The sequence below is a fragment of the Pengzhenrongella frigida genome (assembly GCF_004168625.1).
GTDB lineage: Bacteria > Actinomycetota > Actinomycetes > Actinomycetales > Cellulomonadaceae > Pengzhenrongella > Pengzhenrongella frigida.
The window spans coordinates 103,001-129,281 of the sequence record NZ_SDWW01000007.1; the positions used below are offsets into that span (position 1 = coordinate 103,001).

Below are 26,281 nucleotides of genomic sequence, written 5' to 3' on the forward strand. Positions count from 1 at the left end.
CCGAACCAACCGGGTTGACCAACAGGTGAGATCAGGGCCACGTTGTCCCTGGGGAGCCTCCCTGCCAGAACAACTCGCGACGACGCGAAGTCGTTGCGAATGGAGGATCGACAAATGCATGCAGTGACGAGTCGTCTGGCGCGAAGGTCAGGTGCCGTCACGGCAGCTGCCCTCACCGCCGTCGCGGTGAGCTTTGCTGGTGTAGGTCCGGCCTGGGGTGCGGTTTCCCCCACGAGCCAGGTGATCATCAATGAGGTCTACGGAGCCGGCGGAAATGCCGGCGCGGTCCTGACCAACGACTACATCGAGCTCTACAACACGGGCACGACGGCCGTGGACGTGTCGGGCTGGTCGGTCCAGTACGCCTCGGCCGCCGGCACGAACTGGAGCGGGCTGATCCCCTTGACCGGGTCGATCGCCGCCCAGAGCTACTACCTCGTGCAGGGCTCCTCCGGTGGCACCGCGGGTACGGCGCTGCCCACCGCGCAGGCGACCGGGGCCGTGAACCTCAGCGGGACGACGGGCAACGTCGCCCTCGCCTCGAGCGCGACCAAGCTGGCCTGCCTGACCACGGCATGTGCCGCCGATCCGGTCGTCGTCGACCTCGTCGGCTTCGGGGCGGGTCAGGCCTTCGCCGGAACCGCGCCGGCGCCCGCTCCGAGCGCCACCACCTCGATCTTCCGCACCGCCTTCGCCAACACGGCGAACAACGTGGCCGACTTCGTCGCCGGGACGCCCACCCCGCAGGCCGGGTCGAGCACCCCGCCGGTCGACCCGCCCGTCGACCCGCCGGCCGCCACCCCGGCCACGATCCCCGCGATCCAGGGCACCGGCGCCGCGAGCACGCTCCTCGGCCAGTCCGTCGTCACCGACGGTGTCGTGACCGCGGTCTACCCGACCGGCGGCCTGTTCGGGTTCGCCATCCAGACCCCCGGGAGCGGCGGTGACACCGACGTCACGGGCCGCACCGCCTCGGACGGGCTCTTCGTCTACCAGGTCTCCGGCGGCGCGCCCACCGTCACGGTCGGCCAGCACGTCCAGGTGACCGGCACCGTCGCGGAGTTCAACGGGCTGACCCAGATCACCGTCCCGAACGCGACCGGCTACACGGTGCTCGCCGACACGGTCGCCCCGGTGGCACCCGTCGCGGCCGCCTGGCCGACCACCGACGCCGCGCGCGAGACGCTCGAGTCGATGCTCTTCGCCCCGACCGGTGACTACACGGTCACGAACACCTACTCGACGGGCCAGTACGGCGAGGTCGGGCTCGCGTTCGGCACCACGCCGCTGCTGCAGTCCACCGAGGTCGGTGCGCCCGGCTCGGCCGAGGCGATCGCGACCACCGCGAGCAACGCGGCGCGCGGCGTCGTGCTCGACGACGGTGCGTCGACCAACTTCCTCAACTCGGCCAACACGAGCCAGACCCCGCCGTACGTCTCCTTGACGGACCCGGTCCGGGTCGGCGCGCTCGCCGAGTTCAACAAGCCGGTGATCGTCGACTACCGCAACAACACGTGGAAGCTCAACCCGACCACGCAGGTCACCTCGACCACGCTCGGCGCGGACCGCACGACGTTCAAGAACACCCGCACCGCAGCACCTGACGTCGCGGCGCTCGCGACGGCCGACCTCACGGTCGCCTCGTTCAACGTGCTGAACTACTTCACGACCCTCGGGTCCACGTTCGGCGGCTGCACGGCCTACAACGACCGGGCCGGCGTCGGCATCACCACCAACACCTGCAACGCCGCCAACGGTCCGCGGGGCGCCTGGGACGCGGCCAGCCTGCAGCGTCAGCAGGACAAGATCGTCGCGGCGATCAACGCCACGGACGCCGACGTCACCGGTCTGATGGAGATCGAGAACTCGGCCACGGTCGACGGCGCAGCCGCCACCGACGAGGCGCTCGCGACCCTGGTCGACGCGCTGAACGCCGGCGCCGGCTCCACCAGGTGGGCCTTCGTCCCGTCGTCCACCGACCTGCCCGACCCGGCCGGCCTGGACGTCATCACCAACGCGATCATCTACCAGCCGGCCTCGGTCGTGCGGGTCGGCGACTCGCGCGCGCTGGGCGACCAGAGCGACACCGGTGAGGCCTTCGTGAACGCGCGTGAGCCCATCGGGCAGGCGTTCGCACCGGCGGCCGGCGGCGAGCCGTTCTTCGTCGCGGTCAACCACCTCAAGTCCAAGGGCTCGGCCGGTCCGCTCCCGGGCGACGCCGACGCCGGCGACGGCCAGGGTGCCTCGAACGCTTCGCGGGTCGCCCAGACGACCGCGATCGCGGCCTGGGTGCCGACGGTGCTCGCGTCCTACGCGGACCCGATCACGGACGTCGCCCTGCTGGGTGACTTCAACGCGTACACCCAGGAGGACCCGCTGCAGGTCCTGTACGCCGCCGGGTACACCGACGCCGCGAGCGCGCTCGCGCCGGGGGAGTACTCCTACAGCTTCTCGGGGCTGGCCGGCTCGCTCGACCACGTGCTGCTCAATGACGGCTTCCTCGCCCGGGCCACGGGTGCGGACATCTGGAACATCAACTCCGGCGAGGCCCTCGCTCTCGAGTACAGCCGCTACAACAGCCACGGCTCGCTGTTCTACGACACGACGCCCTACCGCTCGTCCGACCACGACCCCGTCGTCGTGGGCCTGGCGGCCAACGCGACCGTGCCGCTGAACCTGCTCAACATCAACGACTTCCACGGCCGGATCGACGCCAACACGGTGAAGTTCGCCGGGACCGTCGAGCAGCTGCGAGACGCCGGCGGTGCGGACAACACGCTCTTCCTGTCCGCCGGCGACAACATCGGCGCGACGCTGTACGCGTCGGCGTCCGCGAAGGACCAGCCGACGATCGACGTGCTCAACGCGCTCGAGCTGAAGAGCTCGGCCGTGGGCAACCACGAGTTCGACCAGGGCTTCGCGGACCTCACCGACCGGGTGATCAACAACGCGGCGCCGAACGCGAAGTGGAACTACCTCGGCGCCAACGTGTATCTCAAGGGCACCACCACCCCGGCGCTCGACGAGTACGCGCTGCACACGGTCAACGGCGTACGCGTCGGTGTCATCGGCGTGATCACGCAGGAGACCCCCGCGCTCGTGTCGCCGGGAGGCATCACGACGCTGGACTTCGGTGACCCGGTCGACGCGGTCAACCGCGTGGCCGCCCAGCTCAGCGACGGTGACGCCGCCAACGGCGAGGCCGACGTGCTGATCGCCGAGTACCACGAGGGCGCCGGCGCCGGCACTGCGGAGAACGCCACGCTCGAGCAGGAGATCGCCGCGGGCGGCGCGTTCGCCAAGATCGTCACCCAGACGGACGCCACGGTGGACGCCATCTTCACCGGGCACACGCACAAGCAGTACGCGTGGTCCGCACCGGTCCCGGGGACCACGACCGGTGCCACCCGGCCGGTGCTCCAGACCGGCAGCTACGGCGAGTTCATCGGCCAGGTCGTCCTCACGGTCGACCAGGGGACCGGTGCCGTCCTCGCGCACACCGAGGCCAACGTCAAGCGCACGACCGTCGCGGACGCCACGCTCGTCGCGGCGTACCCGAACGTCGCCGCGGTGAAGGTCATCACGGACGCGGCGATCGCCGCCGCGGCCGTCACCGGCAACGTCGAGGTCGGCAAGGTGCTCGCGGACATCACGACCGCGTACACGCCGAACCTCGACCCCACGAAGCCGCCGGTCCGGGACGACCGTGCGTCGGAGTCGACGCTCGGGAACCTCGTCGCGAACGCCCTGCGGGACTCGCTGGCGGACCCGGTCCGCGGCGGTGCCGAGATCGGCGTAGTCAACCCCGGTGGCCTGCGGGCCGACCTGCTCTACAGCCCCGACGGTGTGGTCACGGTCGCCGAGGCCAACGCGGTCCTGCCGTTCCTCAACAACCTCAACACCACGAGCCTGACGGGCGCGCAGTTCAAGGTGCTGCTCGAGCAGCAGTGGCAGCGGGACGCGCTCGGCAACGTGCCGTCGCGGCCGTACCTGCAGCTGGGGTTGAGCGACAACGTGTCGTACACGTACGACGCCGCGTTGCCCGAGGGCAGCCGGATCACGAGCATCAGCGTGAACGGCGCACCGATCGACGCGGCTGCGAGCTACCGCATCGGGACGTTCAGCTTCCTGGTCACGGGTGGGGACAACTTCCGGGTCTTCACGCAGGGCACGGACACGCGGGACTCGGGTCTCGTCGACCGGGACGCGTGGATCTCCTACCTCACCACCAACTCGCCGGTCAGCCCGGACTTCGCCCGCCACGCCGTGGCGGTCACCGGGATCCCGGCCTCGGTCGGCACGGGTGAGCAGGTGACCCTCGGGGTGTCCAAGCTCGACCTGACCTCGCTCGGCAGCCCGGCGAACTCGGCGCTCACCGCCACCTGGGAGGGCAGCGCCGCGGCGCCGACCAACGTCGCCGTCGCGGCCGGGGCGGCGACCGTCGTCGCCGTCGTGCCCGACGACGTCGTCGGCAACGCGACGCTCGTGCTGGTCGCCTCGCCGTCGGGCACGACGGTGCGGGTGCCGATCACGGTGACCAAGACGCTCACGGCCACCCAGACGACGCTCTCGCTGTCGAAGACCTCGGTCACCTACGGCTCCGACGTCACGGCGAAGGTGACCGTGACCGGGGCCACGACCGGCCAGGTCACGGTCAGCTGGGGCAGCGGGAGCAAGACGGTCGCGCTGGTCAAGGGCGCGGCGACGACCAAGCTGCCGACCGATCTGGTCGCGGGGACGTACACGGTCACCGCCACGTTCGGTGGTACCGCGGACGCCGCCCCGAGCACGTCGGCAGGCGTCACGCTGACGGTCACGGGCCGCGCGTCGGAGGTGCGGGCCTCGCTCGTGCCCTCCACGGTCTTCCAGGGTCTGCCCGCGGTGGTGCTCGCCTCGGTCCGGACCGGCGGCAGGGTCGCCACGGGGCAGGTCACGGTGACCGTCGACGGGGTGCTCGTCGCCACGAAGGCCCTCGTGCTCGGCAGCGCCGTCGTGGTGCTGCCGTCGAACCTCGCGGTCGGCAAGCACGAGGTCGCGGTGAGCTACCTCGGGAACCCGACGACGGCACCGTCGGTGGACACCGAGACGCTCACGGTCAAGAAGTGGAGCCACTGGGGTCTGTGGGGTAACCGCTAACCGCACTCGCTGACCGTTCGCCAGGCCTGACACCCGGTTGATACCCCGGTGTCAGGCCTGGCGCGTTGTGGGGGAGGCGTGCTGTGGGGGAGGCGTGGGGCAGGATGGGCGCGTGCTGACCATCGCTACCGCCAACGTCAACGGGATCCGGGCCGCCTTCAAGCGGGGGATGGGCGGGTGGATCGACACGCGCAAGCCCGACGTCCTGCTGCTGCAGGAGGTCCGCGCGCCCGACGAGATCCTGCGGGACTTCTTCCCCAGCGGCTGGGACCTCGCGATCGAGCCGTCGGAGTTCAAGGGACGGGCGGGGGTCGGGATCGCGTCGCGGCTGCCGATGAGCGCGGTCCGGGTCGGGCTCGGCCGGGGCGTGCCCACGAACACCGGGCGCTGGGTCGAGGCCGACCTCGAGCTGCCCGACGGCGGCGGCACCCTCACCGTGGTCTCGGCCTACCTGCACTCGGGCACGGCCGGGACACCGTCGATGGACGACAAGTACGCGTTCCTTGACCTGGCCACCGCGCGGCTGGCCGAGCTGGCCCAGCGGGGCGGGTACGCCGTCGTCGGCGGGGACCTGAACATCGCACACCGCAACGTCGACATCAAGAACTGGAAGGGCAACCTCAAGGCGGCGGGCTTCCTGCCCGAGGAGCGCGCCTACCTCGACCGCTGGTTCGACGAGCTCGGCTGGCGTGACCTCGGGCGCGAGCACGGCGGTGAGGGGCCGGGGCCGTACACGTGGTGGTCGTGGCGCGGCCAGGCGTTCGACAACGACGCCGGCTGGCGCATCGACTACCAGCTCGCCACACCCGCGCTCGCCGCGGTCACGGCCACGGTGGAGGTCGAGCGTGCGGACGCCTACGACCAGCGGTGGAGCGACCATGCCCCGGTGATCGCCACGTTCGAGCTGTAGCCGTTCGCGGTCGCTCAGTACCGGATCGCGTCGATCACCTTGACGCGGACGGCCACGATCGCGGGGATCAGTCCGGCGAGCGCCCCGACCGCCGTCGCGCAGGCCATCCCGACCAGCGCGGCGGACAGCGGGAACGGCGGGACGTCCTGCAGCCCGGCGCCGAAGATCCGCTCGACCGGGATGTTCTTGATGATCACGATCGCCGCCATCACCCCGAGGAGCCCGGCGAGCACGGTCGCGACGACCGACTCCATCAGCACCCCGAAGAACACCCGCCCGGACGTCGCCCCGAAGCTGCGCCGGATGCCGATCTCCCGGATCCGGTACCGGACCGTCACCAGCGCGATGTTGACCAGCCCGAGCCCGCCGAGCAGGAGCGCGACCCCACCGATGCCGGTGATGACCCACCGGGCCCCGCCTTCGAGCACGTCGAACCCGCCGCCCTGCTGGTAGACGTCGGTCTGGGTGCCGGGCAGGCCCGCAGACATGTCTCGGCGCACGAGCTCGGTGAGCTCGTCGGCCATCTCGGGCGGGACCCACAGGCTGAGGTTCGGGACCACCGGCCCGTACTGCACGTCCGGGCTCGCCCAGCGGGTGAAGTGGTCGTACAGCAGGAACGCCGTGGGTCCCTCGCCCTCCCACTGGGTGGCCACGACCCCGAGGATCGTCGTCCGGACCGGGGTCTTGCCCCCGAGCATCACGGTCGGGTGACCGCTCAGGTCGCTCACGCCGAGCAGCTCGAGGAAGTCCTCGTTGACCACTACGGCCGGCGCGAACCGGTCGGCGTCGGCCTCCGCGAACCAGGTCCCCTGCACCGGTTGGACCCGCCGCATGACCCCGTAGTCGACGTCGACCGCCTGGACCTGCACGGGCTGGGCGCCGTTCGGGAAGCGGAACGTGAGCTGCGAGTAGAGCTCGCGCGAGGCGTACTCGACCCCGTACCGCTCGACGATCTGGGTGAACTCGGCGTCGTACTGCTCGCCGGTGGGCGCCACCGATCCGGTGGGGTAGGCCGAGACCATCAAGGTCGTCGCCCGCCCGCCGCTGCGCTCGGTCTGCTCCTTGACGGCCTGGTTCATCATCTGCGCCGCGGCCGTGATGCCGGTGATCGCGCAGACCGCGACGGCGACGCCGATCAGCGCGAGCAGCACCCGCAGCTTGTGGATCCGCAGCTCGTCCCAGGCCTCGACGATCGCGCCGACGATGCCGGTCATGCCCGGTCCTCCTCGAGGGTGATGGGGACGGCGGTGGCCAGCGGCGCCGAGACCGGCAGGTCGCCGATCCACTCGGTCACCTGGCCCGGGGCGTTCAGCACGATCGGCAGCAGCACCCCGCCCGCCAGCCGGTAGTGCCGCTGCGCGCGGGCGGCGACCGCCAGGTCGTGCGTGATGGCGATCAGCGCGGCGCCGGACTCCGAGGCGATCTCGTCGAGCAGCGACATGACCTCGCCGCCCGTCTCGACGTCGAGCGCGCCCGTCGGCTCGTCCGCGAGGATGACCCGCGGGCGGCGCACCAGGGCCCGGGCGATGGCGACCCGCTGCTGCTCGCCGCCGGAGAGCTTGTCGGGCATCGTGTCCAGGCGGTCGCCCAGCCCGACCCGGTCGAGCATCTGCGCGGCGAGCGTGAACCGCCGCCAGAAGGTCTTGCCCCGCGCGTACATCAGCGGGGCGGCGACGTTCTCGAGCGCGGTGCGACCGGGCAGCAGGTTGAACTGCTGGAACACGAAGCCGAAGTCGTCGCCGCGACGGCGGGCCCGCGCCCGGCCGGACAGCCGCCCGATCGGCGTGCCGTCGAGCACGTACTCGCCCGAGGTCGGGGCGTCGAGCAGGCCGAGGATGTTCAGGAGCGTCGACTTGCCCGTCCCCGAGCGGCCGACGACGGCGACGTGCTCGCCCGCGTCCACCGACAGGGTCACGCCCTGCAGGATCGCAAGGATGCGGTCGTCGGGCAGCCGGACCGAGCGCGTGACGTCGGTCAGCTCGAGGAGCGCCATCAGCCGCCGATCCCCACGGACATGCCGTCCTGGCCCATCGCGGCGGGGTTGACCACGTCGCCGATCGGCACGAACTCGAGCACCTGGTCGCCCTCGGCGAGCCCGGTGGTGATCTGCACGATCTCGCCGTCGGTCAGGCCCAGGCCGACCGCGCGCTTCTCCTGGGTGCCGTCCGGCAGGACGACCCACACGTTCCCGGTCTGGACCGCGCCCTGCACCGCGGTGACCGGGACGACCATCGCGCCGTCGGCCACGCCGTTGGTGATCGCGATGTCGGCACCCAGCCCGGCGAACGCGGTGATCCCGGCGGGGACGGCGCACGTGACCTGGCCGGAGACGCTCGCGGCGGGGGCGCCGGTGGCCGGGTCGATCGTCCCGGTCGTCCCGGACTCGCCGGCGGGTGCGGCGCCGACGCGCAGCCCGGTGCAGGTGAACGGCGCCGGACCGCCCTTGAGAGTGACCTCCGCCTCGGTCGGTGCGGCGAGCAGCCGGTACTGCTGGTCCGGGGTCAGGGTGCCGGTGACCGACAGGGTGCCCGGGGCGACCGACCCGATCGCGTCGCCCACCGAGACGACCTGGTCCTTGAGCGCGGTGAGCGTGAGGGTCCCGGCCGCCGTGGCGGTGACCGTCTCCTTCTTGACCTTGGGCTTGTTCTCGCGGGAGGTCTGCTCGCCGGTCTCCGGGTTGGTCGTCACGGTCGGGGCGACCGGCGTCTCGAGCGAGACCACGAGGATCGGGGTACCGACGTCGACGTGCTGCCCGGACGCGGCCAGCAGGGTGGTCACGGTCCCGGCCATGGTGGCCTTGACCAGGACGGCGGCGTCGGCGACCACCGCGCCCTGCACCGTGACGGTGTTGGTGATCGAGCCGGTGGTGACCGCGACGGCGGGCTCGACGATCTCGGCGGACGGTTGCGCGGCGCCGTCGTCGCCCGTGAGGGCCGAGCCCGCGAACGCGATCTTCACCAGCGCCACGGCGATGACCGCCCACAGCAGGATTCTCAGCGCGGGGAAGATGATCCTGCGGGTAACGCCCACGGTGCGACTCCTTCGCCGGCTGGCGCGGAGTCACATCGGACCGGCGCTCCGCTGCCGTGGTTGGCAGGCTACTCCGGAATGCGTACTACAGGGGGGAACTTGCGCAGCCGGGTTTCACCGACCCAGGTCTCACCGTGTCCGGGCGGCGGCCCCCGCGGCCTGCGCGACGAGGAACGCGGGTGCGGTCAGGCCGCGGTCCGCGAACGCCTGCGCCACGGCCGACGCCACCGTGTCCACGCGTCCGGCGTCGACCAGCGCGATGGCCGATCCGCCGAACCCGCCGCCGGTCATCCGGGCGCCCAGCGCCCCGGCGGACCGGGCCACCTCGACGACCAGGTCCAGCTCGTCGCAGCTGACCTCGTAGTCGTCCCGCAGCGAGGCGTGCGAGGCGTCGAGCACGGGCCCGATGTCGCGGGCGCGCCCGGCGTCCAGGAGCGCGACGAGCTCGGTCACCCGCGCGATCTCGGTCACCACGTGGCGCACGCGGCGGCGGGCGACCTCGGCCGGCACCCCGGCGTCGACCAGGCGGGCCAGGATCACCTCGAGCGAGGCGCCGTCGAGCTCACGCAGGGTGGCGACGCCGAGCTGGGTCGCGGCGTCCTCGCAGGCGGTGCGCCGGGCCGCGTACTGCCCGTCGGCCAGCTGGTGCTCGGCCCGGGTGTCGACCACGAGGAGGGCGAGGCCTTCGCTCCCGAGGTCGAACGGCACGTGCCGCACGGAGCCGTCGAGGCAGTCGAGCAGGAGGGCGTGCCCGGCCTGCGCGCGCAGCGACGAGGACTGGTCCATGCCGCCGGTCGGGGCGCCGGCGACCTCGTTCTCGGCCCGGATGCAGGCCGCGGCCAGCTCGATGCGGCCGGCGTCGTCGGCCCCGAGCCCGAGCTCGAAGGCCTCATCGAGCGCGACGGCGAACGCGCACTCGAGCGCGGCCGACGACGACAGCCCGGCCCCGTACGGCACGCACGAGTCGACGACGGCGTCGAACCCGCCGACCGCGTGCCCGTCCCGCGCCAGGGCCCAGGCCACCCCGGCGGCGTAGGCCGGCCAGCCGGTCACGTGACCCGGCGTGACGTCGTCGAGCGCGGCGGTCCACAGCCCGGTCGCGGCCTCCTGCGCGGAGGCCAGGTTGACCACCGCGGGGCTCTGCGTCGAGGTGCGGCGCAGTGCGACGTAGGTGCGGTGCGGCAGGTTGATCGGCAGGCACAGGCCGCCGTTGTAGTCGGTGTGCTCCCCGATGAGGTTGACGCGCCCGGGCGCCGACCAGACGCCGTCGGGCTCCGCGCCGAACCGCGCGCGGAACGCCGCGGCGGCACGGTCGGCGCCCTCGGCGGGCTCCCAGGCGGTCAGCCACTGCGGTGCGGCGGTCATCGCGCGACCTCCTGCAGCCGCGCCGCGATCCGCTCGGGCGTGGTGTCGCTGATCCACGCGGCCATCCCGGACTCGACCCCGGCGAGGTACTTGAGCTTGTTGGGGGCGCGCAGCACCGAGAACACCTCGAGGTGCAGGCGGGACAGCTCGCGTCCCTCGCGGACGGGGGCCTGGTGCCAGCCGGCGATGTACGGCAGCGGGATCGCCTCGCCGTCGGGCCCGACGAAGAACCGGTCGAGCAGGCGCAGCAGCTCGAGGTACGCGGTGGCCAGGTCGGCGCGCTCGGCGTCGGTCAGGGCCGGCAGGTCGGGCACGTCGCGCCGCGGGGCGAGGTGCACCTCGACGGGCCAGCGGGCGGCGAACGGCACGTAGGCGACCCAGTGCTCGGTCTCCAGCACGATCCGCTTGTCCGAGCGCAGCTCGGCGTCGAGGACGTCGCGCCCGAGCAGGCGACCGGTGCGCGCGTGGTGGTCGCGGGCCTGGGCCAGCATCGCCAGGGTGCGCGGGGTGAGGTAGGGGAACGCGTAGATCTGGCCGTGCGGGTGGTGCAGCGTGACGCCGATCTCCTTGCCGCGGTTCTCGAAGCAGAAGACCTGCTCGATGCCGGGGCGGGCGCCGAGCTCGGCGGTCCGGTCGGCCCAGGCCTCGATGATCGTGCGCATCCGCTGCGGGCTGACCGAGGCGAGCGAGGCGGTCGAGTCGGCGCTGAAGCAGATGACCTCGCAGCGACCGTTCGCGGGACGCACCGGGAACAGGGCCTCGCCGTCGGTCAGGGCGACCTCGTCGACCGTGCCGGGCACGGTGAGCAGCGACGGGAAGCGGTTCTCGAACACGACGACGTCGTAGTCCTCGGCCGGGATCTCCCCGTCCGAGTACGCGGCACCCGGCTTGGCCGGGGCGAGCGGGTTGGAGTCCGCCGGGGGCAGGAACGTGCGGTTCATCCGGCTCGCGGCCATCGGGATCCAGTCGCCGGTGAGCGCGTCGCGGCGCAGCTCGGGGCTCTCGATCGGCAGCGCGACGCCGTCGTCGCCGACGATCGGCGTGAACCGGTCCGGCAGCGGGCGCGGGTCGTCCAGGCGGCGGGTCGCGGCACCCGAGACGAAGGGCTCGGAGTCGTCGAAGTAGATCAGCTCGCGGCCGTCGGCCAGGGTGGTCGACGTGCGGCGCACGGCAGCGGTGCTCACGGTTCTCCTCGTTCGGGGGTGGCGGTGGTGGCGGCGAGCAGCAGGTGGCCGACGGCCGCCTGCGCGATCCGGCGGGCGGCGTCGGGCAGGCCGCTGTCGGTGATCAGGACGTCCACGGACTCGAGCGAGACGATCCGCGCGAGGCCGACGACGCCCCATTTGCTGTGGTCCGCGAGCACGACGACGTCGTGCGCGCTGGCGATCAGAGCGCGGTCGGTCTGCGCCTCGAGCAGGTTGGGGGTGGTCAGTCCGTCCGGGCCCAGGCCGTGCACGCCGAGGAAGGCTCGGTCGACGCGAAGCTGACCGAGCGCCGCGTCGGCGACCGGGCCCACCAGGGCGTCGGACGGCGTGCGCACCCCGCCGGTGAGGACCACGTCCAGGCCGCGGTCGCCGTCGCGGCGCGAGGCGGCGTGCAGCGTGTCGGCCACCGGGAGGGAGTTCGTGACGACGGTCAGCGGGCGCAGCGTGGGATCGGCGGCGATGAGCTCCGCGAGCAGGTGGGCGGTGCTGCCGGCCGACAGGGCGATCGAGGACCCGGGCGTGATCCACGCCAGCGCCGCCCTGGCGATCGCGGACTTCTCGCCCGCGGCGAGCATGCGTTTGACCGCGAAGTCGGGCTCGTGCGCGGTGTGGTGCGCGTCCACCGCGCCGCCGTGCACGCGGTGCACCAGCCCCTGTCGTTCGAGCTCGGCGATGTCGCGGCGGATCGTCATGTCGGACACGTCGAGCGTCCCGACCAGGTCCGTCACCCGGACGGCGCCCCGCGCGCGCACGTCCGCCAGGATCACGTCCTGACGCTGCTGTGCGAGCATTCAAACAGTATCCACCAAAACCAAACAAAAACCAACACCGGGCCGGACGGGCGGTCCGGGGTGGGTGGCTAGCGGGAGACGGGGGAGAGCCCGAGGGGGCGGCCGGCGAGGCCGCGGGAGCGGGTGGACAGGGTGCGGGCGACCGAGCGGAGCGCGACCGCGGCGGGGGAGTCCGGGGAGGTCAGCACGACCGGCGTACCGGCGTCGCCGGCCTCGCGCAGGTGGACGTCGAGCGGCACCTGGGCGAGCAGCGGCACGTCCCCGCCGGTGATCCGGGAGAGGTTGGCCGCCACGGTCGCCCCGCCGCCCGCGCCGAACAGCTCGAGCCGCGAACCGTCCGGCTGCTCGAGCCAGGCCATGTTCTCGATCACGCCCACGACGTGCTGGTGGGTCTGCATGGCGACCGAACCGGCCCGCTCGGCGACCTCGGCGGCTGCGATCTGCGGGGTGGTGACGACGATGATCTCGGCGGTCGGGAGCAGCTGGCCGACGGAGATCGCGATGTCCCCCGTGCCGGGCGGCAGGTCGAGCAGGAGGACGTCCAGGTCGCCCCAGAACACGTCGGTGAGGAACTGCTGCAGCGCGCGGTGCAGCATCGGTCCGCGCCACACGACCGGCTGGCCGGCGGGCACGAACATGCCGATCGAGATGACCTTGATGTCGTGGGCGACCGGCGGCAGGAGCATGTCGTCCACGCGCGTCGGCGGCAGCTCGACGCCGAGCATGCGCGGCAGCGAGAAGCCGTAGACGTCGGCGTCGAGCACGCCGACCCGCAGGCCGTCGGCGGCCATCGCGGCCGCGAGGTTCGCGGTGACCGTCGACTTGCCGACGCCGCCCTTGCCGGACGCGATCGCGTAGATCTTGGTGAGGTTGCCCGGCTTGGAGAACGGGATCTCCGGCTCGGCGACCCCGCCGCGCAGCATCGTGCGCAGCGCGGTGCGCTGCTCGGCGCTCATCACGCCCATCTCGACGCGCACGGCGGACACCCCGTCGACGCCGGAGACCGCGGCGGTGATGTCCCTGGTGAGGGTGTCCTTGAGGGGGCAGCCCTGGGTGGTCAGGTCGAGCCCGACGGTCACCAGCGTGCCGCCCGCGCCGTCCGGGCCGACGTCGACCGACCGCACCATCCCGAGCTCGGTGATGGGTTTGCGGATCTCGGGGTCCTGGACCGTGGTGAGGGCCGCGCGGACGGCGGCGGTCAGGCTGGTGGGATCGGCGACAAGAGGCATGGGGCCCATCGTAGTTCGCGCGCCCGCGCCGTCCCGGGGCCGGGATGGCGGCACCCGGAGGTGCGGGGCCGGCGACCCCCGGAGGTGCGGCGCCGACAGCACCCGGAGGTGCGGGGTCGGAGCTCCGGTCAGGTCGCGGGGGTGCTGTCCGGCTGGGCGGCGTCGTCCGGGGCGGGCGTGGGGTCGGTGACCGGGGCGACCTCGGCATCGTCTGCCGGGGTCACGTCCTTGGTCTTCGCCGCGGCCGATCCGGACCGCTTGCGGTCCTCCTTGCGACCGCGGCTGTCGCGTCGGCCGCGGTCGTCGCGGCGTTTGCCCCCGTCGCCCCGGTTGTCGCTCTCCGCGAGGATCTCCTCGAGCAGGTTCCGGATCTCGGAGCGCACGAAGTCGCGGGTCGCCACGTCGCCGAGCGCGATGCGCAGCGCGGCCATCTCGCGGGCGACGTACTCGGTGTCGGCGAGGTTCCGCTCGGCGCTCTGGCGGTCCTGCTCGGCGGCGACCCGGTCGCGGTCCGTCTGGCGGTTCTGGGCCAGCAGGATCAGCGGCGCGGAGTACGACGCCTGCAGGGAGAGCATCAGGGTGAGCAGCGTGAAGCCGAAGACCTTCGAGTCGAACCGCAGGCCCTCGGGGCCGAACGTGTTCCAGCTGAGCCAGGCGATGCAGAACGCCGTCATGTAGACGAGGAACTGCGGCGTGCCCATGAACCGGGCGATGCCCTCGGCGATCTTGCCGAAGGTGTCCCGCTCGACCTGGATCCGGGGGATCAGGGACCGGCGGTTCTCCTTGGGCGTGTCGAGGCGCTCAGCCACGGGGCGCCCCGGACGCGGGCAGCACGGTGTCCTCGTCCTCGTCGTCGGCCTCGCGCCAGTCCTCGGGCAGCAGGTGGTCGAGGACGTCGTCGATGCTGACCGCGCCGAGCAGGCGGCGCTCGGCGTCGATCACGGGCAGCGCGAGCAGGTTGTACGTGGCCAGCAGGCGGCTGACCTGGAGCAGCGGGGCGTTGGCGGTGACCGCGTCGATGTCGGAGTCGACGAGCGTCCCGATCGCCTCGTGCGGGGCCTCCCGGAGCATGTGCTGCAGGTGCACGACGCCGAGGAAGCGCCCGGTCGGGGTCTCGGCCGGCGGTCGGGTGACGAACACCATCGAGGCGAGCGCCGGGGTCAGGTCCTGTCGACGCACGTGGGCGAGCGCGGCCGCGATCGAGGTCTCGGGGGGCAGCACGACCGGTTCGGTGGTCATCAGGCCACCCGCGGTGTTCTCCTCGTAGGCGAGCAGGCGGCGCACGTCGCGGGCGTCCTCGGGCTCCATCAGGGCCAGCAGCTCGGACGCCTGCGCGAGCGGAAGCTCGCCGAGCAGGTCGGCCGCGTCGTCGGGCTGCATCGCCTCGAGGACGTCGGCCGCACGGTTGCGTTCGAGGGCCGACAGGATCGCGACCTGGTCGTCCTCGGGCAGCTCCTCCATGACGTCGGCGAGCCGCTCGTCGTCGAGCGCGATGGCGACCTCGATCCGGCGGGTGGCGCCCAGGTCGCGCAGCGCGTCGGCGAGGTCGGCGGGCTTGAGGTCGTTGTACGAGGCGAGCAGCAGCGCGGCGCCCTGGGTGCCGACGCCGTGGCCGAGGCCCTTGACCTCGTCGACGTCCACGACGAGCGTTCCCCCGCGGCGGCGCAACAGGCCGCTCTTGGCGGCCGAGTGCCGGCGCACGAACAGCTGCGAGACGAACCAGTCGCCGGTGCGCTGCTGCTCCATGGCGAGGTCCTCGATGGAGGCGCTGCCCGAGCCGTCGACGAACTCCACGGTCCGGTCGAGCAGCTCGCCCACCGCGAGCGTCTCGAGCGAGCGCTGCTGGAACCGGCGCATGTTGAGCAGGCCGGTCGAGATGACCTGGCCCACCTCGATGCTGGTCACGCGCGTGAGGGGCAGGAAGATCCGGCGTCGGCCCGGGACCTCCACGACAAGACCCACGGCGCGCGGCGGCCCCTTGGGTCGCAGAAGGAGGACGACGTCGCGCACCCGCCCGACCTGGTCCCCGAGCGGGTCGAAGACGGCCGTACCTGCTAGGCGCGCGACAAAGACGCGGGTCCCTGCGCTGCTCACGCGGTCAGCCTAGTGCCGCCGGCGGGCAGGAAGGCGTAGGCGTGGCGGCAGGGGCGGGAGGTGGGGCAGGATCGAGCCATGTCGCTCACCGGTCGCTCCCGAGTTCCCGCCGTGCCCACCCTGCCGAAGGGCGAACAGGTCGCGACCTACGGCGCGTACCTCGACGCCCAGCGCGCGGTGGACCACCTCGCCGACAAGCAGTTCCCGGTCCAGCTCGTCACGATCGTCGGCACGGACCTGCGGATGGTCGAGCGGGTGACCGGGCGGCTGTCGTACCCCCGGGTCGCGCTCGCCGGGGCGGCCTCGGGTGCGTGGTTCGGGCTGTTCGTCGGGCTGCTGCTGCTGATGTTCTCGGGCGCCGAGACCCAGACGTTCCCGCTGCTCGCCGCGATCCTCATCGGGGCGGCGTTCGGGATGCTGTTCTCGGTGATCACGTACTCGTTCACGGCGGGCAAGCGCGACTTCACCTCGGCCAGCCAGATCGTCGCGGGCGCCTACTCGGTGCTGTGCGCGGCGGAGCAGGCGCACAAGGCGCGCTCGCTGCTGCAGGAGATCGGCGGGGTCGTGTCCGGCTGGCCGGGCGCCACCCCGACCCGCGCACCGGCGGCCGGTCCGGCGTCGACCCCGCCGTCGGACCCGACGGCCTACCCGGTGCTGCCGCCCACGCCCCCGACGCCGCCGTCGGCCACCCCGACCACCCCGCCGGCCGCACCGCGGCCGACGGAGCCGCCGACGCAGCCCCCGGCCCCGCCGCTCTCCTGAACTAGTCGGTGAGGAGCGTGGCCATCCAGACCTCGACGTCCTCGGGGCGGCGCGGCAGGGCGGCCGACAGGTTCTCGTTGCCCTCGGCCGTCACGAGCACGTCGTCCTCGATCCGCACCCCGATCCCGCGGTACTCCTCGGGCACGGTCAGGTCGTCCGACTTGAAGTACAGGCCCGGCTCGATCGTGAACAGCATGCCCGGGGTGAGGATGCCGTCCAGGTACATCTCGGCCCGTGCCTGCGCGCAGTCGTGCACGTCGAGGCCGAGGTGGTGGCTCGTGCCGTGCACCATCCACCGGCGGTGGAACTGGCCCTCCGGGTCGAGCGACTCCTCGACGGTGCCGGGCAGCAGGCCCCAGTCGCCGAGCCGCGCGGCGATGACCTCCATCGCGGCCGAGTGGACGTCGCGGAACCTCGCCCCGGGGACCGCCGCGGCGAAGGCGGCGTCAGCGGCGTCGAGCACCGCGGTGTAGATCCGGCGCTGCACGTCGGTGAACGTCCCGTCGATCGGCAAGGTGCGCGTCACGTCGGCGGTGTACAGCGAGTCGACCTCGAGGCCGGCGTCCACCAGCACGAGCTCGCCCGGGCGCACGACCCCGTTGTTCAGGGTCCAGTGCAGCGTCGTGGCGTGCTCGCCCGCGGCGGCGATGGTGTCGTAGCCGACGGCGTTCCCCGCCAGCCGCGCGTGCGCGCCGAAGGTGCCCTCGATGACGCGTTCGCCGCGCTCGGACTCGATGGCGATCGGCAGGTCGCGCGCGATCTTCGCGAAGCCGACGATCGTCTCGTTCACCGCCAGGCGCATCTGGTCGATCTCGTAGGCGTCCTTGACCAGGCGCAGCTCGGAGAGCGCCTCGGCCAGCAGCGCGTCGCGCTGACCGGAGTCCTCGGCGGCCCGGATCTCCTCGACCACGGCCTCCACCGCCTCGTCCACGCCCGGGACCACGAGCAGCTGCACGCCGGTGGCGCCGACGTCCTTGCCGAGTGCGTCCCGCAGGTCGTCCAGGTGCGCGGTGCGGATGCCGGTGAGCGTGGCGATGTCGGCCAGCGTCGGTCGGGCGCCGACCCAGAACTCGCCGTACCGCGAGTCGGAGTAGAACTCCTCGGTCTCGCGGCCGGCCAGAGGGCGGAAGTAGAGCACGGCCTGGTGGTCGCTGCCGTCGTCGCCCGAGCCGGTGGCCACGGGGTGCAGCACGAGGACGGCGTCGGGCTCCTGCTCGCCGCCGAGCCCGGTCAGGTGGGCGAACGCGGAGTGCGGCCGGAACGGGTAGTCGCAGTCGTTGCTGCGGACCTTGAACGTGCCGGCGGGGACCACGAGGCGCTCGCCGGGGAACTGCGCGGACACGCGGGCCCGGCGGTCGGCGGTGAACGGCGCGGCCGGGCCGGCTGCCAGCTCGAGGTCGACGCGCGCCCCCCACCCGGAGGTGATGAACGTCTTGAAGGCGTCCGAGCGCGGGCGCTGAGAGCGGTTGTCGCCGCGGCTCTCGATCGGCTGGGCGTCGTCGTGCGCCTCGGGGACGTCTGGAGATTCAGTCATCGGGCCATCTTCCCACCGGCGGCGCACGGGAGGTCACCGGCCAGCACCTATCCTGAGCCACGTGCTGATCGACCTCCATACCCACTCCCGCGTCTCCGACGGCACCCAGACGCCGACCGACCTGGTGGCCTCGGCAGCGCAGGCGCAGCTCGACGTGGTGGGCCTCACCGACCACGACACGACGGACGGGTGGGCCGAGGCGACCCAGGCGGCGTCGGGCACGGGGGTCGCGGTGGTGCTCGGCACCGAGGTGTCGGCGCGGACCCGCGGGATCAGCGTGCACCTGCTCAGCTATCTCCAGGACCCCACCCACCCGGCGCTGGTCGCCGAGCTCGAGCGGATCCGCACCGCGCGCCTGACCCGTGCTCGCCGGATGGTGGAGCTGCTCGCCGAGGACTACGACCTCAGCTGGGACGACGTCGTCGCGCAGACCCAGCCCGGGACGACCGTCGGCCGGCCGCACATCGCCGACGCGCTGGTGGTCGCCGGCGTCGTCCCCGACCGCAGCGCCGCCTTCGCCCGGCTGCTCGTGGTGCGGTCCAGGTACTACGTGCCGCACTACGCGCCCGACGTCTTCGACGCCATCGCCGCGGTGCGCGCCGCCGGCGGGGTGCCGGTGCTCGCGCACCCCGGCGCCGAGGAGCGCGGCCGGGTGGTGCCCGACGACACGATCGAAGCCATGGCGGCCGCGGGGCTCGCCGGGCTCGAGGTGCACCACCGGGACAATCCGCCCGCGCAGGTCGTCCGGCTGTCCGCGCTCGCCGCGCGCCTCGGGCTGCTGACCACCGGATCCAGCGACTACCACGGAGCAGGAAAGCCAAATCGAATGGGTGAGAACGTGACCGACCCGGCAGTGTTCGACGCGATCGAGGCGCAGGGCGTCACGGCGGTGGTTCGCTCGTGAGCGAGGTGTTCGACGGCCGGCTGTTCTCCGAGGTCTTCATCACGCTGTTCGTCATCATGGACCCGCCCGGGATCGTGCCGATCTTCCTCGGGCTGACCGCGGCGATGACGGGCAAGCAGCGCAACCGCGCCGCCCGGCAGGCGATCCTCGTCTCCTTCGGCGTGATCGTGTCGTTCGCGATCTTCGGCCAGCAGCTGCTCAGCTACATGCACATCTCGATGGCCGCGCTGCAGGCGTCCGGCGGGCTGCTGCTGCTGCTCATCGCGATGGAGCTGCTCACGGGCAAGTCCGAGGAGCCCGCGCCGTCGGGCAACAAGGGCGTGAACGTCGCCATGGTCCCGCTCGGCACCCCGCTGCTCGCCGGCCCGGGCGCGATCGTCGCGATCATGGTCTTCGTCCAGTCGTCGGACAAGTCGACGTCCGACTGGGTCTCGATCGCGCTCGCGGCCGTCGCCGTGCACGTCTCGCTGTGGCTCGCGATGCGCTTCTCGGGCGTCATCCGCCGCGTGCTCCGCGACAGCGGCACGATCCTGTTCACCCGGATCGCGGGTCTGCTGCTCGCGGCGATCGCGGTGCAGCTGGTGGCCGACGCCGTCCGCGCGTTCATCGAGACCTCGTAGCGGACCGCACGACGTAGCGGACCGCACGACGTAGCAGCCCGCACGACGTAGCGGACCGCACGACGTAGCAGCCCGCACGACGTAGCAGCACGCAGAACGACCGCGCACCTTCGAGAAGGTGCGCGGTCGTTCGTGCGTGTGGAGCGGGGTCAGGCGTGCGTCAGGCCTGGGGGGCCGACGACGTCGTGCCGCTCGCGTCGGGCGTCGTGGCGGCGCCGCCGCGGGTCCGGCGGTTGCGACGACGGCGCGGCCGATCGCCCGCACCCTCACCGCTCGTGGTGGACGTGTCCCCGGCCGTCGAGGACGGGCCGGCGTTCGAGGCGCCGGCCGTGGCGACCGGGTTGCGCGGTGCCTCCGAACGCGGTGCGTCCGACCGAGGTGCGTCCGACGTCGAGGCGCCGCGGCGGGTGCGCGTGCGGGTCGCGCCGGAGCGGTTCTCGCCGGCGCGAGCGCCCTCGGCCGGAGCCTCGTTCGACCGCTCGGTCCGCTCGGACCGACCTGCGCCGCTGCGACCGCCGTCGCGGCCGCCACCGTCGCGGCCACCACCGGAGCGACCCGAGCCGCCACGACCGCCGTCGTGCCCGCCACCGTGGGAGGACCCGCCGTGACCGGAGTCGTGCCCGGCGCCGTGCTTCTTGCCGGTCTCGCCGAGGTCCTCGAGCTTCTCGGCTCCGAGCCCCTCGCGCACGCGCTCCGACTTCGGCAGCGTGCCCTTCGTGCCGACGGGGATGTCGAGGTCGGCGAAGAGGTGCTCCGAGTTGGAGTACGTCTCGACCGGCTCCGGGATGCCCAGCCCGAGGGCCTTGTTGATCATTCCCCAGCGGGGCATGTCGTCCCAGTCGACGAACGTGACCGCGGTGCCCTTCTTGCCGGCGCGGCCGGTGCGGCCGGTGCGGTGCAGGTAGATCTTGTCGTCCTCGGTGCACTGGTAGTTGATGACATGCGTGACGTCCTCGACGTCGATGCCGCGGGCCGCGACGTCCGTGGCGACCAGCACGTCGACCTTGCCGTTGCGGAAGGCGCGCAGCGCCTGCTCGCGGGCGCCCTGGCCGAGGTCGCCGTGGATCGCGCCGGCCGCGAAGCCGCGCGCGACGAGCTCGTCGGCGACCTTGGCGCACGTGCGCTTGGTGCGGGCGAACACGATCGTCAGCCCGCGACCGCGAGCCTGCAGGATGCGGGCGAGCACCTCGACCTTGTCCATGGCGTGCGCGCGGTAGACGACCTGCTTGGTGTTCTTGACGGTGGCGCCCATGTCGTCGGGGTCGTTGGCCCGGATGTGGGTGGGCTGCGTCATGTAGCGGCGCGCCATGGCGACGACGGCGCCCGGCATGGTCGCCGAGAAGAGCATCGTGTGGCGCGAGACGGGCGTGCGCGACAGGAGCTTCTCGACGTCGGGCAGGAAGCCCAGGTCGAGCATCTCGTCGGCCTCGTCCAGCACGACGCACTCGACCCGGGACAGGTCGAGGAAGCCCTGGTTCATCAGGTCGATCATGCGCCCGGGGGTGCCGACGACCACGTCGACGCCCGCGGCCAGCGCGTTGACCTGCGGCTCGTAGGCGCGGCCCCCGTAGACGGCCAGCACGCGCACGGAGCGCGTGGTCGACGCGGCCTCGAGGTCGCGGGCGACCTGCACCGCGAGCTCGCGGGTCGGGAGCACGACGAGCGCCTGCGGCTTGCCCGGGGCGGGCAGGTCCTCGTAACCCACCTCGCCGGGGGAGACCACCCGGTGCAGGAGGGGGACGCCGAAGCCGAGGGTCTTGCCGGTACCGGTCTTGGCCTGGCCGATGATGTCGTGGCCGGCAAGGGCGACCGGGAGGGTCATCGCCTGGATGGCGAACGGGTGGGTGATGCCTTCCGCGGCGAGCGCGGCGACGATCTCGGGGCGGATGTCGAAGTCGGCGAAGGACGGGTTGGTGGCCTGGACGCTACTGGACGCCGTGCTCTCAGGCTGGATGTCGGTCGTGGTCACGTTGGTGCCTCACGTAATCGCTAGCGAGGATGCCGCGCGCTGCCTCTGGCTGGTCGACCGCGACGGGTCGCAGACAAGTCGAGGAGCGGGCCTCATCGCTGAGGTTGGCCGGCAGCCGGACGTGAATATTCACTGCCTCGGCGGGCAAGGAACAAGCCGCTGGGCGATGCGGTCGAGACGACCGGGCAACCGATGTACGCCCCTATGCTATCCGACCGGCTGTGGCACCGGGGTTACGCTGGTTCGATGACCGCCGTGACGTCGTCCTCCACGCTCGCAGCCGACCGATCGGACGAGCTCACGCTCCTCGGACTGGTCGGTCAGCTCGAGCTCATCGCGTTCACCCGCCTCGCGGCCGACTCCGCCGTGGCCCCCGCCCTCGAGCAGCAGCTCCGCCTCGCGCGGTTCTCCGCCGGGGCCGTCGCGCGCCTCGAGCGGATCTTCGACCGCATCCGCGAGCTCGGCGGTTCACCGCAGGGAGCGATCGCGCGGTTCTCGCACGTGATGGACGACTTCGACCTGCGCACGCCGTCGAGCAACTGGTCCGAGCGGCTGCTCAAGGCGTACGTCGGGTACGGCGTGGCGGACGACTTCTGCAAGGCGGCCGCGGCCGGGCTCGACGACGCGACGTGCGCGCTGGTGATGGAGACCCTCGACGGGACGAGCCACGCCGAGCTGGTCGTGGCCGAGCTGGCCGCCGCCGGCAAGGACGACGCCGTCCTGGCCTCGCGCCTCGCGCTCTGGGGCCGCCGGATGGTCGGCGAGGCGCTCGGCGTCGTGCAGTCGCTCGTCCAGTCCGAGCCCGGGCTGGCCCGCCTGGTGGCCGACGGCGAGCCTGCCCCCGCCGACGAGGCCAATGGGGGGACCTACCACATCGACGCCGCCGCGCGGCTGTTCGGACGGCTCACGGCCGAGCACACCTACCGGATGGAACGTCTCGGGCTCACTTCCTGACCGCACCGTCTGCCTGACCGGACTCACTGCCGGACTCCACTCACTCATGACGAACGCCTGGCCGCTTGCTCGTGGCCAGGCGTTCGTCGTCGTGCAGCAGGTGCGGTGGTGCTAGAGCGTGCCGAAACCCACCCGGCGCTGCTCCTCGGAGCCGATCTCCACGTACCCGATCGAGGAGGTGGGAACGATCACACGCCGCCCGCGCGAGTCGAGCAGCTCCAGTGCCTTGTTGCCGGCGAACGCGGCGGTGACAGCCGCAGCAACCTCGTCCGGGGACTGGTCGGACTCGATAACCAGCTCGCGGGGCAGGTTCTGCACGCCGATCGTGATCTCCACGGTGACTTCTCTCCCTCGGTCCATCCCGGCGTCCCGGGGCGCGATGCGCCCTGCGGTTCGCAGGCTCATCGCAATCCTACTGGGGCGCTGCCGACGCCAGCGGCCCACCGGCCTCGTTCGTCAGCCGGGGAGGTCGTAGTCGTAGTCGGCGCGGATCAGGCCCGCGACCCCGCCCCAGGCGAGGCGCGCGACGAGGTCCGCGGCGGCGTCGACCGACAGACCCGGGTCGGTGCGCAGCCGGCTCGTCGCACCGCTCTGCGCCAGACCGACCAGGGCGGTGGCGAGCAGCGTGGCCTGCGGTGCGGGCAACCCGGTGAAGTCGACGAGCACCCGCCCGATCCCGCGGGCCGCCTCGGCCCCCGCCGCGTCGACCCGCACCCGCACGGCGGCGTCGTGCGTGACGTCCGACTCGAACAGCAGCGATGCGGACTCGCCGGCGCCCTCGACGAAGTCGAAGTAGGCGCGCACGATCGCGTGCACGACGGCGCGCCCGTCGCCCGGCCGCACCGGGCCGTTCTTGATGGGGGCCAGGGCCGCCTCGACCGCCGCGAGCAGCCCCGACCCGCGCTCGTCGACGACCGCGAGGTACAGGTCGAGCTTGGACGGGAAGTGGCGGTAGAGCACCGGCTTGGACACCTCGGCGCGCTCCGCGATGTCGTCCATCGAGACGTGGTGGTAGCCCTCGCTCGCGAACAGGTCCTGCGCGACGGCGAGCACCTGGGTGCGGCGCGCGTCGCGGGGCATCCGCCGACCTCGCGGGAACGCGCTCTCCGTGTGCTCCATGGCGAGATGGTAGTCAAGGCACCGACTCCGCGGTGGCACGATGTCACCGTGAGCTTGCCCCGCGGACGTCGCCGCCTCGGCCTGCCCTTCGCCCTCGCCTTCGTGATCGTCGCCTATGCGGCCGGGTTCGGGACCGGGCTCGTCGTGCTCCCGTTCGTCCCGGCGCACGTCGATCTGGCGGCCGTGAACTCGGTGGACGCCGTTGATGCCGGTGCCGGCACCGCGGCGTCCTTCGACTCCGCCGCGTTCTTCGACCCCGACTCCGGTCTCGGTACGCGCGGGGCGCCCGGGGTCGTGGCCGCCGCACCCGCCGCCGACCCTGCCTCCGACCTCGTTGCCCCGGCCCCCGCCATGGCGGTGTCGGACGTCGACCCCGATGCGCTCGACGCGGCGGGCCTGACCGGAGCCGATCGGTCTGCCGGCCTGCTGTCGACCGAGGTGCCGCCGAACGCCTCCGGCGGATTCGTCGTCGTGCCCGGTGCGGTGCCGGCGCCCGGCCAGGGGCCGGTGCACACGGTGCGCGTCGAGGTCGAGGTCGGGCTGCCGGTGGACCCCACCCTGTTCGCCGCGACCGTGATGGCGACCCTGAACGATCCGCGCGGCTGGGGCGCCGGCGGTGCGATGACGTTCGCGCGGACCGACGGCGAGGCCGAGATCCGGGTCGTGCTCGCCTCGCCGGCCACCGTGGACGCGATGTGCGCGCCGCTGGAGACGAACGGGGAGTTCTCCTGCGGCCGGTCCGGATCCGGGCAGGCGTCGATCAACTTCCGGCGCTGGTCGATCGGCGCGAGCGACTTCGGCACGGATCGCACGCTGTACCGCCACTACGTCATCAACCACGAGGTCGGCCATCTGCTGGGCCACGGGCACGAGGAGTGCCCCGGGCCGGGTCAGCCGGCCCCGCTGATGCAGCAGCAGTCGGTCGGCGTGGCCCCCTGCGTGCCGAGCGGCTTCCCCAACCCGTAGCTCCCCTGTCGGTGGGGTGTGGTGGGATTCGGTCGTGATCCGCACCCGTCCCGCCGAAGCCGTGCTCCGGCTGGTGGCACCCGTCGTCGCCGCCGACGGCGGTGCCGGGCAGGTGCCGCTCGACCCGAGCCAGCGCGCCGTGGTCGACCGGATCGCGTCGGGCTCCGGTCCGGCGCTGCTCGTGCTCGGCGCGCCCGGCACCGGCAAGACGACCACCGTGATCGAGTCCGTCGCCGCCGCGATCGAGGCCCTGGGGCTGGTCCCCGCGGACGTGCTGGTGATCGCGGCGACCCGGCGGGCGGCCGCCGACCTGCGCGACCGCCTCTCGGTCCGGATCCAGCGCACGGCCGGGCAGCCGATGGTCCGCACCGCCGCGTCGGCCGCCTTCGCCGTGCTCCGGGCGCGCGCGTCCCGGCTCGGGGAGCCGCCGCCGACCCTGATCTCCGGCCCCGAGCAGGACCTGCTCCTCGGCGAGCTCCTCGCCGGGCACGCGGCCGGCGACGGCGTCCCGCTGGACTGGCCCGCGACGGTGCCGCCGGACGTGCTCGGGCTGCGCACCTTCCGGGACGAGCTGCGCGACCTGCTGATGCGCGCCGCCGAGCGCGGCCTGACGCCGGCCGACCTGGCCGCGCTCGGCGAGCGCGCCGGGCGGCCCGAGTGGGTCGCGGCCGCCCAGCTGTACCGCGAGTACCTCGACGTCACGCTGCTGCGCCAGACCACCCCGGACTCGGGCGCCCGGTTCGACCCGGCGGTCGTGGTCGACGAGGCCGCGGAGGCGCTCGCGGCGTGGGAGGACGAGGTCCCGGGCGTGGACCGGCCCCGCTGGCGGCTGGTCGTCGTCGACGACCACCAGGAGAGCACCGCCGCGACGGCGCGCCTGCTGCACGTGCTCGCCCAGGACGGTGCGCGGCTCGCGCTGTTCGCCGACCCCGACTGCGCGGTGCAGACCTTCCGCGGTGCGGCCCCTGCGCTCGTCGGCCGGGCGACGGTCGACGGCGTCGGGCTCGGTGAGCTCGGCGCCGACCAGCTCGTGCTCGGCACGACCTGGCGGCAGGACGCCGAGCTGCGCGCGGTCACCGCGGCCGTCACCCAGGAGATCGGTTCGGTCGGGGCGGTCCGGCACCGCCGCCCGCAGCCGCGACCCGAGCGGGCCGGCGAGCGGGAGGTAGCGAGCGCCGCCGCGAGCGTCGCTGCGCCCTCCGGCGCCGCCGTGGGCGTCGCTGCGTCCCCGAGCGCCGCCGCGAGCGTCGCTGTACTCCCGAGCGCCGCCGCGAGCGTCGCACTGCTGCCGAGCGCCGCGCAGGAAGCCGCGTACGTGGCGCACGCCCTGCGCACGGCGCACCTCGAACGAGGCGTCGACTGGGGGCAGATGGCGGTCATCGCCCGGTCCGGCGGCCAGGTCGCCGGGCTGCGCCGCGCGCTCGCGTCGGCGTCCGTCCCGGTCGCGGTGCTCGGCAGCGACCTGCCCCTGCGCGAGGAGCCGGCCGTGCGCCCGCTGCTGCTCGCGCTGCGCTGCGCGCTCGGGCCCGCGGACCTCGACGCCGAGACCGCCGTCGGGCTCCTGACCTCGCCGTTCGGGGGGACCGACGCCGTCGGCCTGCGGCGGCTCCGCCGGGCGCTGCGGGCCGAGGAGCTCGCCGGGGGCGGGGGTCGGGCGAGCGACGCGCTGCTCGTCGACGCGCTCGCGGACCCG

General features: G+C 73.1%; 21 protein-coding genes. 8 read left to right on the forward strand and 13 right to left on the reverse strand.

The window, feature by feature from the left end; genetic code table 11:
• The first annotated feature begins 114 nt into the window (after positions 1-114).
• Positions 115-5,136 carry an ExeM/NucH family extracellular endonuclease gene (locus tag EUA98_RS04590; protein WP_130101492.1) on the forward strand — a complete coding sequence of 1,674 codons (5,022 nt, stop codon included), beginning with the start codon at positions 115-117 and terminating at the stop codon, positions 5,134-5,136.
• 112 nt (positions 5,137-5,248) lie between these two features.
• Positions 5,249-6,046 carry an exodeoxyribonuclease III gene (locus EUA98_RS04595; RefSeq protein WP_130101493.1) on the forward strand — a complete coding sequence of 266 codons (798 nt, stop codon included), beginning with the start codon at positions 5,249-5,251 and terminating at the stop codon, positions 6,044-6,046.
• A gap of 14 nt (positions 6,047-6,060) precedes the next feature.
• On the opposite strand, the gene EUA98_RS04600 is transcribed toward EUA98_RS04595, so the two are convergent.
• The 9 genes from EUA98_RS04600 to EUA98_RS04640 form a co-directional block, all read right to left on the reverse strand.
• Positions 6,061-7,260, reverse strand: coding sequence for an ABC transporter permease (locus EUA98_RS04600; protein WP_130101494.1), 1,200 nt, complete (start codon positions 7,258-7,260; stop codon positions 6,061-6,063).
• Entirely contained in the window at positions 7,257-8,039 is a 783-nt protein-coding gene (locus EUA98_RS04605) for an ABC transporter ATP-binding protein (RefSeq protein ID WP_130101495.1), read from the reverse strand. Before EUA98_RS04605 ends, EUA98_RS04600 begins: the two co-directional genes overlap by 4 nt.
• A complete protein-coding gene (locus EUA98_RS20025; protein WP_207218970.1) occupies positions 8,039-9,076 on the reverse strand; it encodes a permuted SH3 domain-containing protein in 1,038 nt (345 codons plus the stop codon). The genes EUA98_RS04605 and EUA98_RS20025 overlap by 1 nt, the downstream gene beginning before the upstream one ends.
• Positions 9,077-9,205: 129 nt before the next feature.
• Positions 9,206-10,441 carry a galactokinase gene (gene galK, locus EUA98_RS04615; protein WP_130101496.1) on the reverse strand — a complete coding sequence of 412 codons (1,236 nt, stop codon included), beginning with the start codon at positions 10,439-10,441 and terminating at the stop codon, positions 9,206-9,208.
• Positions 10,438-11,625: a galactose-1-phosphate uridylyltransferase gene (gene galT, locus EUA98_RS04620; RefSeq protein WP_242511272.1), complete on the reverse strand. Its 1,188-nt coding sequence runs from the start codon at positions 11,623-11,625 to the stop codon at positions 10,438-10,440. The genes galK and galT overlap by 4 nt, the downstream gene beginning before the upstream one ends.
• Positions 11,622-12,437: a DeoR/GlpR family DNA-binding transcription regulator gene (locus EUA98_RS04625; RefSeq protein WP_130101497.1), complete on the reverse strand. Its 816-nt coding sequence runs from the start codon at positions 12,435-12,437 to the stop codon at positions 11,622-11,624. Before EUA98_RS04625 ends, galT begins: the two co-directional genes overlap by 4 nt.
• A 68-nt stretch (positions 12,438-12,505) precedes the next feature.
• Complete coding sequence (locus EUA98_RS04630) at positions 12,506-13,675, reverse strand: P-loop NTPase (protein ID WP_434063476.1); 1,170 nt, start codon at positions 13,673-13,675, stop codon at positions 12,506-12,508.
• A 119-nt stretch (positions 13,676-13,794) separates the two neighbouring features.
• Positions 13,795-14,475 carry a DUF1003 domain-containing protein gene (locus EUA98_RS04635; protein WP_130101499.1) on the reverse strand — a complete coding sequence of 227 codons (681 nt, stop codon included), beginning with the start codon at positions 14,473-14,475 and terminating at the stop codon, positions 13,795-13,797.
• Complete coding sequence (locus EUA98_RS04640; RefSeq protein ID WP_130101500.1) at positions 14,468-15,760, reverse strand: magnesium transporter MgtE N-terminal domain-containing protein; 1,293 nt, start codon at positions 15,758-15,760, stop codon at positions 14,468-14,470. The genes EUA98_RS04635 and EUA98_RS04640 overlap by 8 nt, the downstream gene beginning before the upstream one ends.
• A 78-nt stretch (positions 15,761-15,838) precedes the next feature.
• Here EUA98_RS04640 and EUA98_RS04645 point away from each other — a divergent pair, with 78 nt between their 5' ends.
• The gene (locus EUA98_RS04645; protein ID WP_130101501.1) at positions 15,839-16,522 is read left to right on the forward strand and encodes a YflT domain-containing protein; all 684 of its coding nucleotides are present in this window, start codon (positions 15,839-15,841) and stop codon (positions 16,520-16,522) included.
• A gap of 1 nt (position 16,523) precedes the next feature.
• Here EUA98_RS04645 and EUA98_RS04650 read toward each other — a convergent pair whose 3' ends face one another.
• Positions 16,524-18,056, reverse strand: a complete 1,533-nt coding sequence (locus EUA98_RS04650; protein WP_130101502.1) for an aminopeptidase P family protein — start codon at positions 18,054-18,056, stop codon at positions 16,524-16,526.
• 61 nt (positions 18,057-18,117) lie between these two features.
• Between EUA98_RS04650 and EUA98_RS04655 the strand changes: the two genes are divergently transcribed.
• Together EUA98_RS04655 and EUA98_RS04660 are read left to right on the forward strand one after the other, a co-directional pair.
• Entirely contained in the window at positions 18,118-18,960 is an 843-nt protein-coding gene (locus tag EUA98_RS04655) for a PHP domain-containing protein (RefSeq protein WP_130101503.1), read from the forward strand.
• Positions 18,957-19,580 (forward strand): MarC family protein, encoded by a 624-nt coding sequence (locus tag EUA98_RS04660; RefSeq protein ID WP_130101504.1) that lies wholly within the window; start codon positions 18,957-18,959, stop codon positions 19,578-19,580. Before EUA98_RS04655 ends, EUA98_RS04660 begins: the two co-directional genes overlap by 4 nt.
• A 160-nt stretch (positions 19,581-19,740) precedes the next feature.
• On the opposite strand, the gene EUA98_RS04665 is transcribed toward EUA98_RS04660, so the two are convergent.
• Positions 19,741-21,549: a DEAD/DEAH box helicase gene (locus EUA98_RS04665; RefSeq protein WP_207218971.1), complete on the reverse strand. Its 1,809-nt coding sequence runs from the start codon at positions 21,547-21,549 to the stop codon at positions 19,741-19,743.
• Between the two features lie 246 nt (positions 21,550-21,795).
• On the opposite strand from EUA98_RS04665, the gene EUA98_RS04675 reads away from it, so the two are divergent.
• Positions 21,796-22,503 carry a ferritin-like fold-containing protein gene (locus EUA98_RS04675; RefSeq protein ID WP_130101507.1) on the forward strand — a complete coding sequence of 236 codons (708 nt, stop codon included), beginning with the start codon at positions 21,796-21,798 and terminating at the stop codon, positions 22,501-22,503.
• A 111-nt stretch (positions 22,504-22,614) separates the two neighbouring features.
• Here EUA98_RS04675 and EUA98_RS04680 read toward each other — a convergent pair whose 3' ends face one another.
• Both EUA98_RS04680 and EUA98_RS04685 read right to left on the reverse strand, forming a co-directional pair.
• The gene (locus EUA98_RS04680; protein WP_434063477.1) at positions 22,615-22,908 is read right to left on the reverse strand and encodes a DUF3107 domain-containing protein; all 294 of its coding nucleotides are present in this window, start codon (positions 22,906-22,908) and stop codon (positions 22,615-22,617) included.
• A gap of 51 nt (positions 22,909-22,959) precedes the next feature.
• Positions 22,960-23,622 carry a TetR/AcrR family transcriptional regulator gene (locus tag EUA98_RS04685; protein ID WP_130101508.1) on the reverse strand — a complete coding sequence of 221 codons (663 nt, stop codon included), beginning with the start codon at positions 23,620-23,622 and terminating at the stop codon, positions 22,960-22,962.
• Positions 23,623-23,670: 48 nt separating this feature from the next.
• On the opposite strand from EUA98_RS04685, the gene EUA98_RS04690 reads away from it, so the two are divergent.
• Together EUA98_RS04690 and EUA98_RS04695 are read left to right on the forward strand one after the other, a co-directional pair.
• Positions 23,671-24,588, forward strand: coding sequence for a DUF3152 domain-containing protein (locus EUA98_RS04690; RefSeq protein WP_242511273.1), 918 nt, complete (start codon positions 23,671-23,673; stop codon positions 24,586-24,588).
• A 34-nt stretch (positions 24,589-24,622) separates the two neighbouring features.
• Positions 24,623-26,281 (forward strand): UvrD-helicase domain-containing protein (locus EUA98_RS04695; RefSeq protein WP_350339478.1); only part of this gene is annotated, 1,659 nt, incomplete at its 3' end.